At 26.0% G+C, this 17,707-nt stretch carries 16 protein-coding genes and 1 pseudogene; all 17 read left to right on the forward strand.

Annotated elements, in window-relative coordinates; translation table 11 throughout:
• Positions 1-5 precede the first annotated feature (5 nt).
• The 17 genes and pseudogenes from CLLI_RS14725 (at position 6) to CLLI_RS10240 (ending at position 17,657) form a co-directional block, all read left to right on the forward strand.
• Positions 6-158, forward strand: coding sequence for an ATP-binding protein (locus tag CLLI_RS14725; protein WP_423236801.1), 153 nt, complete (start codon positions 6-8; stop codon positions 156-158).
• A gap of 83 nt (positions 159-241) precedes the next feature.
• A pseudogene (locus CLLI_RS14895) lies at positions 242-1,057 on the forward strand (IS3 family transposase); the annotation flags it as partial.
• Positions 1,058-1,392: 335 nt separating this feature from the next.
• On the forward strand, positions 1,393-1,905 hold the full coding sequence (locus CLLI_RS10170; protein ID WP_106064108.1) for a CRISPR-associated endoribonuclease Cas6: 513 nt from the start codon (positions 1,393-1,395) through the stop codon (positions 1,903-1,905).
• A 103-nt stretch (positions 1,906-2,008) separates the two neighbouring features.
• A complete protein-coding gene (locus CLLI_RS10175) occupies positions 2,009-2,383 on the forward strand; it encodes a hypothetical protein (protein ID WP_106064109.1) in 375 nt (124 codons plus the stop codon).
• A 48-nt stretch (positions 2,384-2,431) separates the two neighbouring features.
• Positions 2,432-3,994 (forward strand): hypothetical protein, encoded by a 1,563-nt coding sequence (locus CLLI_RS10180; RefSeq protein ID WP_106064110.1) that lies wholly within the window; start codon positions 2,432-2,434, stop codon positions 3,992-3,994.
• Positions 3,995-3,998: 4 nt separating this feature from the next.
• The gene (locus CLLI_RS10185) at positions 3,999-4,610 is read left to right on the forward strand and encodes a hypothetical protein (protein WP_106064111.1); all 612 of its coding nucleotides are present in this window, start codon (positions 3,999-4,001) and stop codon (positions 4,608-4,610) included.
• A gap of 22 nt (positions 4,611-4,632) precedes the next feature.
• On the forward strand, positions 4,633-6,312 hold the full coding sequence (locus CLLI_RS10190) for a Cas10/Cmr2 second palm domain-containing protein (RefSeq protein WP_106064112.1): 1,680 nt from the start codon (positions 4,633-4,635) through the stop codon (positions 6,310-6,312).
• A complete protein-coding gene (locus CLLI_RS10195) occupies positions 6,272-7,507 on the forward strand; it encodes a type III-B CRISPR module-associated Cmr3 family protein (RefSeq protein WP_242975580.1) in 1,236 nt (411 codons plus the stop codon). The genes CLLI_RS10190 and CLLI_RS10195 overlap by 41 nt, the downstream gene beginning before the upstream one ends.
• An 11-nt stretch (positions 7,508-7,518) precedes the next feature.
• Positions 7,519-8,334, forward strand: a complete 816-nt coding sequence (gene cmr4, locus CLLI_RS10200) for a type III-B CRISPR module RAMP protein Cmr4 (protein WP_106064114.1) — start codon at positions 7,519-7,521, stop codon at positions 8,332-8,334.
• 9 nt (positions 8,335-8,343) lie between these two features.
• Complete coding sequence (locus CLLI_RS10205) at positions 8,344-8,769, forward strand: type III-B CRISPR module-associated protein Cmr5 (protein WP_106064115.1); 426 nt, start codon at positions 8,344-8,346, stop codon at positions 8,767-8,769.
• Positions 8,770-8,781: 12 nt separating this feature from the next.
• Entirely contained in the window at positions 8,782-9,669 is an 888-nt protein-coding gene (cmr6, locus tag CLLI_RS10210; RefSeq protein WP_242975581.1) for a type III-B CRISPR module RAMP protein Cmr6, read from the forward strand.
• Positions 9,670-10,074: 405 nt separating this feature from the next.
• Positions 10,075-10,506 carry a hypothetical protein gene (locus CLLI_RS10215; RefSeq protein ID WP_106064116.1) on the forward strand — a complete coding sequence of 144 codons (432 nt, stop codon included), beginning with the start codon at positions 10,075-10,077 and terminating at the stop codon, positions 10,504-10,506.
• A gap of 635 nt (positions 10,507-11,141) precedes the next feature.
• Positions 11,142-11,837, forward strand: coding sequence for a CRISPR-associated endoribonuclease Cas6 (locus CLLI_RS10220; protein WP_106064117.1), 696 nt, complete (start codon positions 11,142-11,144; stop codon positions 11,835-11,837).
• A gap of 9 nt (positions 11,838-11,846) precedes the next feature.
• Positions 11,847-13,577, forward strand: coding sequence for a hypothetical protein (locus CLLI_RS10225; protein ID WP_106064118.1), 1,731 nt, complete (start codon positions 11,847-11,849; stop codon positions 13,575-13,577).
• A 2-nt stretch (positions 13,578-13,579) separates the two neighbouring features.
• On the forward strand, positions 13,580-14,515 hold the full coding sequence (gene cas7i, locus CLLI_RS10230; protein WP_106064119.1) for a type I-B CRISPR-associated protein Cas7/Cst2/DevR: 936 nt from the start codon (positions 13,580-13,582) through the stop codon (positions 14,513-14,515).
• Between the two features lies 1 nt (position 14,516).
• Positions 14,517-15,230 (forward strand): CRISPR-associated protein Cas5, encoded by a 714-nt coding sequence (gene cas5, locus CLLI_RS10235; protein WP_106064120.1) that lies wholly within the window; start codon positions 14,517-14,519, stop codon positions 15,228-15,230.
• Positions 15,231-15,434: 204 nt separating this feature from the next.
• On the forward strand, positions 15,435-17,657 hold the full coding sequence (locus CLLI_RS10240) for a CRISPR-associated helicase/endonuclease Cas3 (RefSeq protein ID WP_106064121.1): 2,223 nt from the start codon (positions 15,435-15,437) through the stop codon (positions 17,655-17,657).
• The last annotated feature ends 50 nt before the right edge of the window (positions 17,658-17,707 follow it).

The raw sequence follows: 17,707 nt of genomic DNA on the forward strand, positions 1-17,707 counted from the left end.
CTGTATTGGCAACTGCAATTTTGGATAGATATGTTCATCATTGTCATTTTGTCGTAATTAAAGGTGAAAGTTATAGAATGAAACAACGAGAAGGTATTATTAAATCAATGTCAGAGGGAAACACTGACAATATTAAAACTGATTCCAATTTAAAATAGTTTATTTTTTTATACTTTTAGGTGGGGAAAAATTCTTCCCCAAAGTGGGAAGTTTTTATTGACAATAACATGCGTTATGTAAGTTTGGAAATGTAGCACGTGCTAGTTATTATAAATGGTTACATCGAGAAATACCTGCAAATGAATTAGAGAATCAACAGGTTGCAGAGAAAATCGAAAAAATTCATGTAGAAAATCCAGACAAAGGCTATCGCCGAATCCGAGATGATCTTGAACGATATCATAATTGTAAAGTTAATGATAAACGAGTGCTTCGAATCTGCCGAAAACTAGATATAAAATCCACAATTAAGTATTCCAACAATGGATGTACTCGTCAGGCAAAAAATCCTCAATATATAGCTATGAATATCCTGAATAGAGAGTTTACAGCAAAGGCACCTAATGAAAAATGGCTTACGGATGTAACCGAATTTCATTATTACATTGGAACTGAAAAGCATAAAATTTACCTCAGTGCCATCCTGGATTTGTATGATAGACGTATTGTATCATATGTCATTAGAGACTCTAATAACAACGCTCTTGTTTTTGATACATTCGATGCTGCTGTTGAAGCAAATCCAGATGCACATCCATTATTTCATAGTGACAGAGGGTTTCAGTATACTAACAGAGTCTTTCATGCAAAACTTAAAACAGCGGGAATGACACAGAGTATGTCAAGGGTTGCAAAATGCATTGATAATGGTCCAATGGAAGGATTTTGGGGAATTATAAAGCGCGAATGGTATTACGGAAAAAGATTTACCAGCAGGGACTCTGTGGTAAAAATGATTGAAGACTATATGGAGTATTACAACAATAAAAGGTTACAAAGAAATCTTGGTGTACTAACACCAATGGAAAAACATGAGATATATTTGCAAGCAGCATAAAAACTGCCAGAAGATAATATCTACTGGCAGAAAAAGTTTTTATTTTTTTAATTGTCTACTTGACGGGTAGCAGTTCAAAGTTCAATGCGACAGTTCCTTTTTTATTTTTATATAATCTTATAAGGCGAATTTAATAATAATTTATAAATTAGAAATTTGTTATTTATGAGATGTATTAATTGATTTTAAATATATGTGTGGGATTTAAGGAACGAGTTACAATATCTTACATGGTTTAAAATAGGTAAATGCTTTATTACAGGGTTGTGTGGTATAATATAGATTAATTACAATAAAGAGATGGATATATTATTGGAAAAAATATAAATAAGAGTATGCTGCTTGATGAAGAATTAAAACAGATTCATCATAGAAAGGAATATAAAAACTATGTATTTAATAACTTTTATCCATTGGGAAATGGAAAAATATATATAAGGGATAGGTTATATGTTTTTAAAATTAGAGGGTTAAGTTATGATTTTATAAACAAAATGAGTAAATGTTTATCTATGTTAAAAAGTGATAATTTCAAGGTCGTTTCAATTTGTGGAAAAGAAATAAAACAAAAATATATTAAAGAACTATACACTATGATTCCATTAATAGTAACTATAGATAGTAAGCCTTGGTTACAAGATGATGATTTGGATGTATTTAAACGAAGATTAGAAGATAATCTAGAGAAGAAATATAAAAGCTTTTTTAATGAAGAAATAAATGTGAGGGATAAATTTATACAAGAAATAAAATTTAAAAATATAAAGCCAATGCATTTTAATTATAAAGATATTAAATTGATTAGAAACAAGGTGAGTATAGAAGTTCAAGACAATGAAGAAGCATAAAAGGCAGCATTTTTAGCTAGAGCTATTGGATTAGGAGAGAAGATTTCTGCCGTTGGGGCAGGGTTTTGTGAGTAGAAAATTTATTATTGGAGGACGATAAACATTGAATAAAACATTAAGATTTGAAATTGTAACTGGAGTAAATAAAGAATATTTTCATACTAATAATCAAAATGAAAATTTAGATTTAGTAGGTGGTATTTGGCAGAAAATAGCTAAAGAAGAATTTAAATTAAACAATATATATGTTTCAGCAATAATTAAGCCAAGTAAAACAATTTATAATGAAGAGTGGGGTTGCCCTAAAAATGGAGAAGAAACAATAGTAATTACAGGAGTTGCCAATAAAGATTTTGTAGATGATATTGAAAAATGGAAAGACACTGTAATTAAACTAGCTAAAAGATTAAAAAATAAATTAAAACAGAGCACTCTTACCTGCGAATTTATAGACACAGAATTACATTATTTTAAATAATAAATTTCAAAGTACAAATATATCGATATGGTAAAAGTGGGGGAAAATATGGATAGTGATAAAAAAATAATAAGTTCTCATATTTTTGTATTTCCATTTAATTGGGATTATGTGAATAATGAAGATTGGCTAAATACTTGCATAGATGAGCGTTTAAATGTGGATAAGTTTATAGAGTCTTTGAGAGATGGATGGGAAGAAGAGGAAAGAAAAATAAAAAATGATGAGGATTATAATACCTATACATATTTTTATGGTAATGTAAGGAAAGCTATATATGGGAAAAAAAGCAATGTAAAAATAAATAAGTATAAAGGTACGACTATTAAAAATATTAAATATTATTGGAAGAAATTAATTAATAAAAAGGTATCTAACAGAATTGTTACATGCTTAAATTATAAAAATATAAATAAAAATTCAATATATGAAATATATATTAAAAACCGAGATGATATGGGAAAAGAATCTTATAAATTAAAAATTAGAAGTATAAAGTTAAAAATTTATGATACTGGAGTAGCTACGCTATCTTACTTTTTAGATAACTATGAATACAAAACAAGAGAAGATATACTTATAATTAACGATTATGGAAGAAGAATTTATCCACAATATATTCCTTTAGAAAAAGCTCAGGATAATCTTTTAGCCCGAAAGGTATCATTGAAATTTGGAAATGATACTATAGAAGAAGATTTTAACTATGATACAAAGAAATATCCTACTAAAGTTTCAAAGATTATAACAGAACTCTTAGGAGAAAAATTTGGATCTACAGAAAAAGAATTAAAAGATTACTATTCTAATGAGAAAAAAAATATACTTATAAGACCTGTAATAGACGATAGGATGTTTGTAATTTGTTGGTATAGTGATAATTTAAATTCAAGTATTTTAACTAAATATAAAGACCAGGAATACTTAAAAAATGATTTTTGGTATCAATATTTGTTTATTGATAATGAAGGATCAACTTGTCAAGATGGAAGAATGAAGAAAGATTTACTCTTAAAATCAACTTATACTAGATGGAAAGATTATGGGACATTATTTGGAATTTCTAGATATTCTTTTGTATTATTGTGTGATGAATCAAATTTTTCTGTAAATGTTTTATATAATTATATAAATAATATTTATTATGAAATGATTATACTTGCTTTGGTTCAAAGAGCATCAATTTTAAGATTTTCAGATGAAACTTCAAAGATAGCTAGTTTTGAAAATAAGAATATATATAGACAAATAAAGAAACTGCAAGAATATTATATTCGTTTTGTTAACACCATTTACTTTAGAGAAGTTACGGCCCAAGAGCAAGGAATAGAATTATACGATAAACTTACAGAACTTATGAGAATAGAAAGAGAAGTAAAAAGATTAGATGAAGAAATAGATGAGATACAAAGATATATTACTTTGGAGACCAATGGTAGTACCAATAAGTTGGTAAATTTAATTACATATGTAGGATTAAGTGTTTCTGTTATGGGGGTTGTTGCAACAGCATTTCCATTAAGATCAGAGGTATTAAAGTGGCTAGCTATTTTTGGGGTGCCTACTTTCATGATTATTTGGATGATACAATTAATAAAAGATAGAAGGTGATAATATGACAAAATTTATAGTTACGTTAAAACAGAATAATCCGCTTATTCATTTTCAAGGTGACCAAAGTGGAGCAACTATAAGGGGCACAGAATTTAAACCAAAATTAGATAAGTTTTTAATAAAAAATGCTTTTTTAGGTAATTTTGAATTGTACAAGCAGTATTTAGTAGGATATAAAGTAGGAAGAACAAAAGATGATTTTAAAGATAAAGAGGCTTTTAATTATAAAATAAAATTTTATAATATGAAAAATTTACAGTCAAAAAGAAAACAAGATAAGTATAAATTAAAATTTGATACTGTACAAGTTGAGATTTTTTCATTTTATAAGAACTTATTAGATATAATAGCTAAGAATTTACCTGAGTTTCTTGAAAAAAATAATTTTGGTAGTGGACAATCTAAAGGGCATAATGGAAGCTTTTGTATAAATAGTGATAATGAGTTTATTTTAGATGGGGAAAAGTTTTATTTCAACAATGTAAATAAGAAAGAACAGAGTGTAAAAAATAAGGAACATATTAAGAAAAAGGAAGATAAATTAAATTTAGAAGGTTATCTTGATCCTTCAATTTTAGAAAAACTAAAAGAACTAAGGAATAGTTTAGAATAGCAAAATAGAGGTGGTGAAGTAATTGTCTGAAAGCAAAAAAAGTTATATAGGATTAACAATTGGACCTATAATTGAAACTATTAGTAATGCTAAAGAAACAGGGGAGTTATGGGCAAGTAGTTATTTGTTTTCTTACATTATGAAAAATATAATTGGAAAATTATTAGAACAAGATAATAAATTAAAAGATAAATTTATAGTTCCTTATGTTTATAATGAAAAGATATTTAAATTTCCACAAGAAGTAGGATTATTTCATGATAGATTCATTTTCGAATCTAAAGATGGAGATTTTGATTTAGTTAAAAAATCTGTAGAACAAGTTAAGGGAGATATTATAAATGAGATTCAAAAGTATGAAAAAAATAGCCCTTATGAAATAATAGAAGAAAATATAGACGATTTCTTAAAAATATATTATTTAGAAGTGGAATTAGATATATATAACAAAAAAGATGATAATAATATAATTTTTAAAGTTAATAAGTGTTTAGATGCTTTAGAACTTAGAGAAAAACTTCTTAATGGGAAGGGAATGAAAAATAATTATCTTCTTGATACTTTAAACAATAAAAATCTAAAAGAGGAAAGTTTTAAAAAGCATTTTTTATCAAAAGATGCTTATGGTGAGAAAGGAAAAGATGAAGAATATCCATGTCTTTTTAAAATAGCTTTAGGGAAAACTTATAAAAAGGATTTTCCAAATGATGATGATGAAATAAAAAACAGATTGAAAAGTGATATAGAAGCTGGACTACAAAAAGAATTAATAAAAGCCAACGAATATATAGCATTTGTTCAAGTAGATGGTGATTTTATGGGTAAAGTTATACAGGGTTTTGAAATTAATGAAAATAAAGAAGATATTTATGAAGACTATAAAGATTTTTCAAAAAAACTTTTGGAGTATTCAAAGGATTCTAATGAAATAATCAAAAAATATGGTGGATTTACAGTATATGCAGGTGGAGATGACTTGCTTTTTATTGCTCCTATAATAAATGAAAAATGTAAAGTTAAATTTCAAAATAAAAACTTTGATAATAATATTTTTGGAGTTATAGATTGTTTATCGAAAGTATTTGAAGATAAATTTCAAAATGAGAAGTTTAAAGAGAAACCTTCTACATCTTTTGGTGTCGCAATGGTACATTATAAATTCCCACTGTATTATGCTTTAGATGAAGCAAGAGAATTACTTTTTAGCAAAGCGAAAAGTTATAGATTTAAAAACAAAGAGAAAGATGCTATAGCTTTTAAAGTAATAAAAAGTAGTGGACAATCGTTTGAGACTGTAGTAGGCAAAAGTAGTAAATCTTATGAAGAATTTAAGGCTTTATTTAATAGCGTAAATAGGAATGTAGATAAAACTAAGGAAACTAGAAATTATCTAAAAGCTATTCATTTTAAGCTTGTAAGAGATAAAGTTATATTAAATGAAATCGGAAAAGATAAAGATTTATTAAAAAATTACTTTGATAACAACTTTAATGAAAAAATACACAAAACTGAATCCATAAAAATTTATATAGAAAATCTCATAAGTTTTATACATGAAATTTATGATGAAATGAAGGATGAAGCAAAGAAAGATGAATGCATAAATCAGATTTATTCTTATTTAAGATTTATTAGATTTATGGACGAAGATATAAAATTAGATGACGAAACTAAAAAAGAAAAAGGTGAAAGAAATGAGTAGATATCTAGTTAAATTAAAACCAGTGGGTGCTTTTTTCTTTGGTGGAGAGAGGATATTTAGTTTTTATGAAAAAGGAATGAAATTTAAAAATAACATAATTAAGTCAAGAGAGTTTCCACAACAAACATCTATTTTAGGGATGATTAGGAAAGAAATATTGGTTTTAAATAAATTAATAAGAGAAAAATGGGATTATAAACCCGAGCAAAAGGGAAAAATAAAAAAATTAATAGGTGAAAAAAGCTTTGATATAGCAGGCTCGAATGAGGACTTTGGAATTATAAATAGTATATCACCAGTTTTTATAGTAGAAGAGATAGATGGTGTAGATAGATTTTTAATTAAAGTACCTAAAGACCATAATCAAAATAAAAATTACAATAATTATGTTCCTTTGAAATTTAATGATGATAAAGGAAACTGCTTAAAAGTTAAAACTGATTTATCAAAAGAAGTATATTTACCTATTGATTTTGATGCTAAAAAAGGTTTATCAGATGATTTTGTAGATATAGAAAAAGGTAATATTATAAGCAGAGATAAAGTTTTTATAAAAGATAGTTCTATAGGTATAAGATTAGATGAAAAACATATAGCACAAGAAAATTCTTTATTTAGGTTGGAAAAGTATAAATTCAACTATGACAAAGATTATGAAAAAGAGAATAAGTGTTTTGCTTTTATTTTAGATATAGAAGATGATAAAGAGAGCAATACAAGTTTTGAAAATTATAGAAATGTAGTTGCCTTAGGGGGAGAAGGAAGCTATTTCTCTATATCCCTTGAAAAGATTACTTTTGATATTAAAGAAAAAATAAATTTTGTAGATAAGCAAAAAGTTAGTTTTATCATAGAAGAAAAAATGCCTTGTGAAAAAGAGCAATTATTAGATAAAAAAGAAATATATAAAATAATTTTATTATCAGATACTTATATATCCAAACGAGTTTATGAAGAAAATTGTATGTATTCAATTTCAAAGAGGATTGATTTTAGAAGCTTGAAAAGTGAAAATTACAATGAAAATAAACAGAAAGGTAATGCCTATTATAATAGATTTGATAAAAGTAAGAATAGATATTCTTTTTTAGAAAAAGGTTCAGTTTTGTTTGCTTATAAAACTGGATATGATGAATTGCTAAAGAGTATAAATAATAGTAAACTTCAAAAGATTGGATATAACATATTTATTTAGGGGGATTTAGAATGGATAATTTTAAATTATATAAAATAAGATGTCTAACCAATATGCATGTTGGAAATGGAGATGCAAGCTATACACTTATAGACAATCAAGTTCAAAAAGATGCTATAACAGGTTTCCCAGTTATTAATTCATCTAGTTTAAAAGGAAGTTTAAAAAATTTTTTAGGAGATAAATGTGATATCGATGAAATAAATAATATTTTTGGAGATAATATGGAAGGTATAGGACAATATAAAATATTTCCAGGTATGCTTTTATCAATTCCATTAAGAAGCAATAAGAAACCATTTTTTAGAGCTACATGTCCAAGAATAATAAAAGATTTTATTGATTTCGTTAGTAATTTTCAATATAGGTTAGATTATATGGGGGATTTAGAAAAAATTCAAAAGCTAGTAGGAGAAAATAAGAATAGTATATCTGTTATAAAGTGTTTTAATGAAGATATAGAAGATGATAAAGATTTAAGAGTTGAAGGCTTTAGGAGTGATTTAAAAGACGGATTAGACATAGAAAATAATCAAAAGATAACAAGCTTATTTGGAGAAAATCTAATTATTGTAGATGATAGGACTTTTTTAAATATAGTATCTGAACTTCCGATTATAGCAAGAAATAAACTTGATAATGGCGAAAGTGAAAATTTATGGTATGAGGAAATTGTACCGAGAGAAACTAGATTTTATTTTGGAGTTATGTGCGGCAAAAAACATGTTAATAAATTTGAAAAAATCAAAGGTCATCCTATTCAAATAGGTGGAAATGCAACTATTGGATATGGGTATTGTAATATCACTTCTATTAATGAAAAGTAGGTGAAATAGATGAATAAAAGAGAGATTGAAAAACAAATTCCAATAGCAATAAATTTGATAAATCAGTATATTAAAGATGAAAAATTTTATAAAAAGACCGATGATAAAAATTTTGGACAAATTCCCCAAGAGTATAAAGGTTATATATCCAATTTTGGGGCAAGCTTAATCCAAAGTGGATTAGTTTCTACTGTGGCTTTCTTCGAAGCAGATGATTCTAAGTCTAATTGTGACAGAAGAATATTAACAAAGTTGATTTTAGATGTTATATATAAAAATAAAAACTTAAAAATTGAAGAGGATAAGAATCTTTTAAGCTATATACTGGTGGATAATAGTGAAAAGGATATTAGAAAAGAAGAAGTAATAAATGCAGCTATAGCTGTTAAATTAGCAATAAAAGTATTTAAGCTTACGGAAAATAATGAAAGTTAGGTGAGCAGATTTATGATGAATAGCAGCAATATAGGATATTTATATTACAAAGAGTATTATGGTAATGATGTTATTAAAAAATTGGATAAAGAAAAAAGCAACCAATTTGAATATATAAATAGAAAAATAATAAAAAACAGCGATGCTTCATTTTATAGATATGATAAGTTTACAAAAGATATTCAGGATAATCTATATAGAAATAAGCTGTATTTTAAAACTACATATCCTGGACTCATTATTGGAACGGGATATAGCCATATTATAAAAGCGAAAGAAGAGTTTAAGCTAGGATTGGAATTTGATTATACAACAGGGCTTCCAATTATAAATGGTTCATCTGTAAAAGGACTATTAAGAAGTGTTTTTTATAGTGAAAAAGAAAAAGTTCAAGAAGAACTGGAAAAAGAGAAAGAAAAGTATATAAAAGAAGTTTTAAAAGAATTAAAATTAGAAGAAGATTATGTAGAAAAAATAGATTTTAAAGAACTAACCTATAATATATTTGAAGGTAGATATAAAGAAAAAGATGGTACCTACAAACCTATACCAATGAATGAAAGAGATATATTTTTCGGAGCAACTATTGATATAGATAAAACCATAAAAGAAATGAAACAAAGAGATAGGTATTTATTAGGTGAGGATTACATAACCCCGCATGGAGATGAGAAAGAAAAATTGAAAAATCCTAATCCTATAAAATTCTTAAAGATAATGCCAGATGTAGTTTGGTGTTTTGGATTCGACTTAAAAGATAAATATGATCTAGATAGCCAAAACACCGTTATAACAGAAGGTATAAAGGAAAAATTGTTCGAAAGAATAATTTATGATTTGGGAATAGGAGCGAAAACTAATGTTGGTTATGGAAGATTTGATGAAAATTATCATGAATAAGTATAATATGTATATATTCTAATATAATTTTAAATTGCAATCTAGATGTTGAACTATAATATAAGATGTATTTAAATCCCAAGTTTTGACATTTACTGGTTAATGCTTTAAGTTGAACCTTAACATGAGTTATATTTAAATTAAACCAGGGTGGCATACCTATAGTTCTTCTGGAACGTTGAACCTTAACATGAGATGCAATATATGTTAAGAATAATAATATTATTCCATGATATCATTCTTTATATTAACTGGAACTAAATGTAGAAAAATAGATAATATTAAGTTTAACAAAATTTATTTAAAATAAATACGCTGTGGTTAATATATCAACAAAATTGTATTCTGGAAGACTGCGGTAGTAAAGTAATGATTATGAAAAATAAACCACAAGGAGTGAAATGAATGCATATAAAAATTCTTGTTAGATTAAAAGCTAATCTTACAAGATATTCACCAAGACTTATTGTAGGGACAGAAGGTTATACTATAGGTGAATATGGAAAATGGAGCAGGGCATCTGATCGTTTTGTTGGAGTACACTTTCCTGGTATTACAACCATAGACGTACTTTGGGATTCATCAGAAATTATTGATAAAGAATATTTGCAAGAGGAAATGGAAAATAAACAAAAATTTATGAAAGCAATTAAAAATGCAACTGATGTGATAATAGCAGAAGGATCACGCGGTGGATTTAAATATTTAACTTTTTCTCTTAAAAACGAGGATGGGATGGAAATACATAAATCTATTGGAGATCGTAAAAAAGCACAGCGATTACTATCTATATTTAAAGATTATGGAATCACAGTAAATAAGATAATTATAAAATAATGAAAAGTTGTAATAATTGTTTATGTGATATTATTAAAATTATAAATGTTTATTTTACGGTGGTTGAATATTAGCATGGGATGTGTTTAAATAAAGAAAAAGAATATAGATGCCAGACTAGCCAAAAGTTGAACCTTAACATGAGATGTATTTAAATAGAATGAGCAATTGGAATGCTGATTTTACTGGTTATGTTGAACCTTAACATAGGATGTTCTATTTATTATCCTATATCCATGTTTTGTATAATTCAAAGTAGTTAATAGTATACATTTCTTTAGTGCTATAAACGATTCTTAAATTTTCTTGGATATAAAAATTCATCAGCTATTCCTAAAAGGTGTTTAAATGAATGATATATGGACATAATTACAAAATGAAAAGTAACATTTTATGTATATAAAGTAATGGAGTATTTTGATTTTATTCCGATTAACCATAACATTGGATGTATTTATTATAATTTTATTTGTAATTAAATGTTAGTCTATTATAATGAATAATTATTATTTATAAAGATAATAATAGAATTATCGTAATGAAGTATATTGATAATGTCACATAATAGTATTATATTAATATTGAATATATGTAAGGTTATAACTTATATTCATGAATATGAGAGGAGTTTAAATATGAAGTTTTATGAGCTAATAGCAACAATCTTTTTGAAAAAGGATACACATTTTTCTCAAAGCAGTGAACTTATAGGGAAAAACATTAGTAATTTAATGCTTAATGATAACGATTTAAGAAAATACCATAAAGAGAAAATATACAAATATGTATTTACAAATTTGTATCCTGTAGAAAAAGATGGCGTATATAAGAAGGATAGAGTATATATTTTAAATCTAAGATGTTTCAGCGAAAATTACATATTAAAAATTAAAAAGTGCATGGAAAATTATGAAAGCAGTGATTTGAGAATTATTTCAGCAGATATAAAAGGAATCAATCAAAAGCATATTAACTTTTTGGAAACAATTACTCCGGCAATTGTAACAATTGATAGTAAACCATGGCTTCCAAATGGAGATATTCTTTTGTTAGTTAAAAGGCTTCATGCTAATGCTGAAAAAAAATTTAAGTTTTTCTTTAATGAAGAAATTGGAGAAGTAGAGGATTATTTTATAGAAAAACTAAAAATATTAAATAGAAAACCTACTTATTATTCTTACAAGGGGATCAGGCTTCTTGGAAACAAATTCAAAATTAAAGTTAACGATGATGATAAATCGCAAAAACTTGCATTTATTGTGTTAGGAGGGGGATTGGCTGAGAAAAATTCTATTTTAGGGGCAGGGTATTGTAAATGTGACTGGAGGTGAGTTTAATAATTGAATAATAATAAAGTTACAAAAGAATTTGTAAAGAGAGATATTTTTTATAATAATGGATTAGTTAATTTAAAAATTTATTTAGAAGACTATAATATAGAAGGTTTATATTGTCAACTAAGTAATGAAAAGCTTATTTTGCAATTTTCACAAGAAAATGAAGATGAATATTATAATAAATTATTTAAAAAATTTATTATAAATAACAATATTGTATTTCAGACAGACAATGATAGACTTTATTGGGATATTGATAATAACCGTTTTGTGTATGACAGAAAGTATGACATAAAGGGAAAGTCCTCAGGTAACGATGTTAAATATTCATATAAATATATAACACCTGCTGAAATTAAAATAACTACGGAAGAATTATTTTCTAAATATGTTGAATTTGCAAAAGAAAATAACTTAAATGAGGGCAACAAGAATGAGGATGAAAAAATATTTAAGAAAGATGATAAATTCAAAGATGATAATAAATGTTATATACCTGTATTTATGACTAAAAGTGAATTTATTGAAAGTTATATGGAGTATTCTGTTAAAGAAGATATGCTTAATTTTGATTCTAAAATACATCAATTTGAAGATGGTGGCTTTTGTTTTAGAGATATGCTCAACAACAAAAATAATTTTATAGATAAGTGGGATGCCCTTATTTATTGGTATGGAGTAAAAATAAAAAGGTTTTTCAATTCATCTTATTTTATTTATATAAATTCCATTGACTTATTAGCACTATATGAAATGAAAAAATATCTCAATATAAATGATGATCCAGTTCAAGTAAAAGATGAAAATAAAGGCACACTTAAAAGTATTCCTACCAATATAGATTTATCGTATCAACTTAAATATGATGGGATTAAAAATGAGGACTTTTATATTTCCAATACTGCAGTTGAATTTCAGGTTAAATTTTTTATGTATTTAGCATCTCGTATAAACCATATAGAGGAAATTTATAAAAATGAAGATAGAGAGAGAATAAAGAAAAGAAAAGAAAAACTCTATAACAGTTTACCTAAAATATCTTTTGTAGTTTATACAGAGGATGGGAATATGAAATCTAGCCTTGAAGAATACACGAAAGCATATAGAATTATTAGATTTTTCACAAGATTAACAAATATAGAATTTTTAGATTCTACAATGTTTAAATATTTAGCAGAAATAATGACAACAATTTCTATGTCAAAAGATGAAAAGGAAAAAATAAATTTAAATATTAAAAAATTTTGTGATAATATGCTTAAATTTATTGATATGAGAAAAGTATATTATGAGGTTTCCTATAAAATGTTAAAGAAAGATAAGGGGAGACTTGGTTCTGGTATTTATGATTTTGAGAATATATATTTAAATGAATTAGGAAGAGGTGATTATGTAATGAGTTTACATAGTAAATCAAAAGAACTTGGAGAGGGAATAGGTTTATTTGCAGCAAATTTAGAGGATAAAGATTTGCTTTTTAAGCTAAGAAATGTAAAAAATCATAAGCAAATGGTGGCTTACTTTAAAGATTTAAAGTTTACAATATTAAAGAAAAAATCAGAAGCTAAATTTACCAAAGAATTTAACGAAGTTATGGAAGAAATATTATTAAATATGGAAGAAAGTCCTGAAAGTTGGGAGATCATTAGAGATTATATATCAATATATGCTATTGATAAATATAGATTAACTATTTTTGCAAAACAAAAACAATTATCAAAAGGAGGTAAATAGGTATGTTTTTAAATATTTCTTATATTTCAAAGGTTAATTTAGGGGCTTTAAACGGAAGTGAAGGTATGGGAGGAAACATAACTCCTATAAAAAAGATTATTGATAATCAAGGAGAAGAGTATGCTTATATTTCCGGTCAGGCTGAAAGACGATATTTAAAAGAAACTTTAGCTCAATTAGGTGAAAGAATAACTGGAGTTAATGAAAATGGTGAACCAAATTTTTTAGAATTTAACGGTGAAATTTATGATAAAAAAAAGACGAAAATTGAAAATAAACAACTTATGTTTAAGGAATTTTGTGACTTGGATTTATTCGGATACATGTTGCCTAACGGAGGAAGAAGATGGTCACCAGTTAAAGTAGCACCTATGGTGTCAATACATCCTTATAAAGGCGAATATGACTATTTAACAAGAAAACAGTATGTTGCAGATGAAAGCAAAAAAAGCGGTAATATTGTTCAGATAGAAATAGATACATTAAACTATATGAGGGGAAACATAATTGTAGATGCTGATAAAATAGGAAATGAGATAAATGAGTATACATATGAGATAACCCCTATTTTGTCACAGGAAGAAAAGAAAAATAGAATTAATAAACTAATTGATGCCATTAGGTATTTTAATGGAGGTGCTAAGCAAGCAAGAAATCTTGAAGATATTTCTCCTAAATTTGTTGTTGCTGCTAAGCAAAAAACAGGGAATCCTTTTTTGCTAAATATTATTTATGTTGATAATTATAATAATTTAGATTACCAGGCTATAATTGATGAAATAAAAGACAACGAAGCAATTATTGATGATATAACTATAGGTATTTCATGTAATATATTTAAAAATGAAACTGCCATTAAAGAGGCTTTTAATGAAGCAGGTATTAAAATAACCACAGTAACAGAGGCTTTAAATATTTTAAAGGTAGGCGTTGAGTAGCATGAATATAATAAAGTTTTCTGTTGAGGGTGTATTTAACTCTTTTAGAATACCTTTTTTTAGAACATATCATAAGAGCTTTTTAGCTCCACCTAAAACTACTATACTAGGTATGATTACAAATATAATGGGTAAATCAGAAGAATATTATTACATGTTATTAAATGAAGATAAAATAAAAGTTTCTGTTGTTATAGATTCCATTAAGGGAAAGGCAAAAGACTTATGGTCCTATAAATCATTAGAAAATAAAAGTGGAATGCATGGAAGAAGTATTATAAGAAGGGATAGATTATTTAACGCAAAATATACTATATATCTAATGATAGAAAATGATGCTATTAGTCAAGAGATTTTTCAGTGCTTAAAAAGCCCTAAATCTATACCTTCTTTAGGACTTGATGATGAAATCGTTAAAATTTTTAATGTGGAAAAAGATATAGACATTAAAGAGAATGAAAGTAATATTATAAATTCTGTTTTTATGGATAAGGGTTACCGATATAATGTTAGAATAAAGGATATTTGTAAAGATGTAGAACCTCCTACTGCTAATATAGTTCCTCTTAATTATGAAATTGAGGTAGATAAAGATTTAAGGAAAGCAAGAAAAGGATGTAATGATTATAAGCAAGTGGAATATGTTAATTGTTTAGTAGAATTAAACGGTGAGAAAAGTTATATTTGCGGAAAAGATATGGTAGTTTTTTATTAGACATCAAATTTTTGTGATTGATAGAAATTGAAGAATAATATACTTTGGCATGATTTATGAAAAATTGTACCTTAGGAAAATGAACATGAAAAGTATTTTCCTAAGGTATTATATTTGAAAAGTTAGGGCAATTGTGATTGGGTTAATATTAAAACATTCTATGCTAATGAGTAGGCTAATAAATTTTAAAGGGGAAATATTAATATGGATAAAATCATTGCTAAGAAAAGAAAAGATGGAAAAACTCAGACACTTGAAAAGCATACGGTTATGGTAATAGAAGAATCTTTAAGGATGCTTGATGATGAAGAATTAGAATTTATATCACAAGAAACAAATTACGATAAAAATAAAATTAAGGATTTAATTTTTTTAGATGCGTATTTTCATGATATAGGTAAAGCCACTAAAGAATTTCAAGCTACAATAAAAAGTGGACATAGAAGTTATCATTCACTGTATTCTTCAAGTTTGTTTTCTAATATAGCTGATTTTGATCTTGATGAAGAAAAAGGTATTAATATGTTGATGCTTTGTATATTGACGCATCATTCTATTTTTAATGAAGATAGTATTTTTAAAACTGTTGGTAATAATAAGGACTTTCAATTTACATTTCTGCCAGAAGCAGAATATTTTTTTTATGGGTATAAAAAAGCATATAAACAATATTTAAATAAAAGTTGCAATTATGATTTTGAATATAAAGAAATAAATTTAAAGGATTTGGAGAAAAAAATTAAGACTCTTTATGATGATGTTGAAAGTTTAAGAAGTTTGCAAAATTACAATAAAATTAGACTTTTGTATTCATATATATTAGGAATATTAAATCTAGCGGATTGGATTGCTTCTTCTAAGTTTAATAATAGTTTTACTAATATAGGTTTTGAAAAACTAATTGATGAAAAAGAAGTATGTGAACGATTTGAAAAAGCTATAGGAATAGAGAAGTTTAAACCAAAAGATTTTCAAAAAAAGATGTGGGAACATAAGGGAAGCATTTTGGTTGAAATACCTACGGGAGAAGGAAAAACAGAAGGCTCTTTTTTGTGGGCAATAAGTAATATAGATAGTGTAAAAAGTAGAATTATATATACATTGCCCACACAGACAACATCAAATAAACTTTATGAAAGAGCTAAAGGAATATTTTTAAAGGATACAGGACTTATACATAGTGCATCTAAAATATATCTTGAAAAGCAATATGAGAATGAAAATGGTAAAATTGATGATAAGTTTGATAGTGATATTTTATTTAGCACAACTTTTAATAAGGGTATTACAGTGTCTACAATAGATAGCTTGTTCAAATATTTTTTGAATTTAGGTAGATATAATATTGCAATGGTTAATTTTTTAAGGTCTGCAATTATAATAGATGAGGTACATTCCTATGATTTTAAACTTATGGGGTTTATGAAGAGATTTTTAGAAATATGTTCTTACTATGATGTTCCAGTATGCCTTATGAGTGCATCCATACCTAATAAAATTAAACAACTTTTAAATATTAATACATTGCCTATTATAAATGATAAAGACTTATTTAATAAAAAAGCCAATTATATATATAAAATTGATGATTGTGTAGAAAATTATTTAGACCATATTATCCATGAATTTATGGCTGGCAAGGATATCTTAATTGTAAGAAACAAGATAAATAAATCAGTATCAACATATAAAGAATTAGTTAAAATGGGTATAAATAAGGACAACATTATTCTTTACAATTCTCAATTTAAGAAAAAAGATAGGGTTAAGAAGGAAAATGAAATATATAATAAGCTTAAAAATAAGGAGCATTTTATATTAGTAGCTACTCAAGTAATTGAAATATCACTTGATATTGATTTTAATGTTATGTATACAGATAATGCTCCTATAGATGCACTGATTCAAAGATTTGGAAGAGTAAATAGAAAGAAAAAAATCGATAATTTAGGTAAAATATTTGTCTTCAGGGATACAGAAGTTAAGCCCTATTATTCACGAATGTTAGAAATTACTTATGATACTTTAGAGGAAGGGCTATTTTCATTAGGTAAATATACAGAATGGTTAAATAGTGTATATGACCAATTATTTATTGATAAAAAGATTATAAATGAAATTGAATCTAAATTTATGGAAGGTTATAAAAAATTTGATAAGGTATTGGAGAGCTCACATGGTATTTTCAAAAGTAAAGATTCTTATGATTTAAGGGATATAGAATTTCCTAAGAAGGATTTTATTTTAGTAGAAGACTATGATAAAAATAACTTTGAGTATGAAAATACTATTTCTCTTCCTGTGTACCTACAAAATGATTATCTCTTTAAGGAGAAAGATTACATTAATGGATTGTACTATGATATATTAAATTTAGACTATAATTATGAAATTGGAGTAATAATTGAAGATAACATGTTTATTTAAATGAGATTGGTTGTAAATTAGTATATAAGTTTTAATATTTACTTTATAAT

Source organism: Clostridium liquoris, from assembly GCF_002995785.1.
GTDB classification, from domain to species: domain Bacteria; phylum Bacillota; class Clostridia; order Clostridiales; family Clostridiaceae; genus Clostridium_AO; species Clostridium_AO liquoris.

What these genes read in the sequence shown, in the direction of transcription:
- cas5 (WP_106064120.1), top strand. Translation starts at nt 14,517, where the DNA reads ATGAATATAATAAAGTTTTCTGTTGAGGGTGTATTTAACTCTTTTAGA.
- CLLI_RS10240 (WP_106064121.1), top strand. Translation starts at nt 15,435, where the DNA reads ATGGATAAAATCATTGCTAAGAAAAGAAAAGATGGAAAAACTCAGACA.
- CLLI_RS10195 (WP_242975580.1), top strand. Translation starts at nt 6,272, where the DNA reads ATGACGAAACTAAAAAAGAAAAAGGTGAAAGAAATGAGTAGATATCTA.
- CLLI_RS10185 (WP_106064111.1), top strand. Translation starts at nt 3,999, where the DNA reads ATGACAAAATTTATAGTTACGTTAAAACAGAATAATCCGCTTATTCAT.
- cas7i (WP_106064119.1), top strand. Translation starts at nt 13,580, where the DNA reads ATGTTTTTAAATATTTCTTATATTTCAAAGGTTAATTTAGGGGCTTTA.
- cmr6 (WP_242975581.1), top strand. Translation starts at nt 8,782, where the DNA reads ATGATGAATAGCAGCAATATAGGATATTTATATTACAAAGAGTATTAT.
- CLLI_RS10215 (WP_106064116.1), top strand. Translation starts at nt 10,075, where the DNA reads ATGCATATAAAAATTCTTGTTAGATTAAAAGCTAATCTTACAAGATAT.
- CLLI_RS10180 (WP_106064110.1), top strand. Translation starts at nt 2,432, where the DNA reads ATGGATAGTGATAAAAAAATAATAAGTTCTCATATTTTTGTATTTCCA.
- CLLI_RS10220 (WP_106064117.1), top strand. Translation starts at nt 11,142, where the DNA reads ATGAAGTTTTATGAGCTAATAGCAACAATCTTTTTGAAAAAGGATACA.
- CLLI_RS10205 (WP_106064115.1), top strand. Translation starts at nt 8,344, where the DNA reads ATGAATAAAAGAGAGATTGAAAAACAAATTCCAATAGCAATAAATTTG.
- cmr4 (WP_106064114.1), top strand. Translation starts at nt 7,519, where the DNA reads ATGGATAATTTTAAATTATATAAAATAAGATGTCTAACCAATATGCAT.
- CLLI_RS10170 (WP_106064108.1), top strand. Translation starts at nt 1,393, where the DNA reads ATGCTGCTTGATGAAGAATTAAAACAGATTCATCATAGAAAGGAATAT.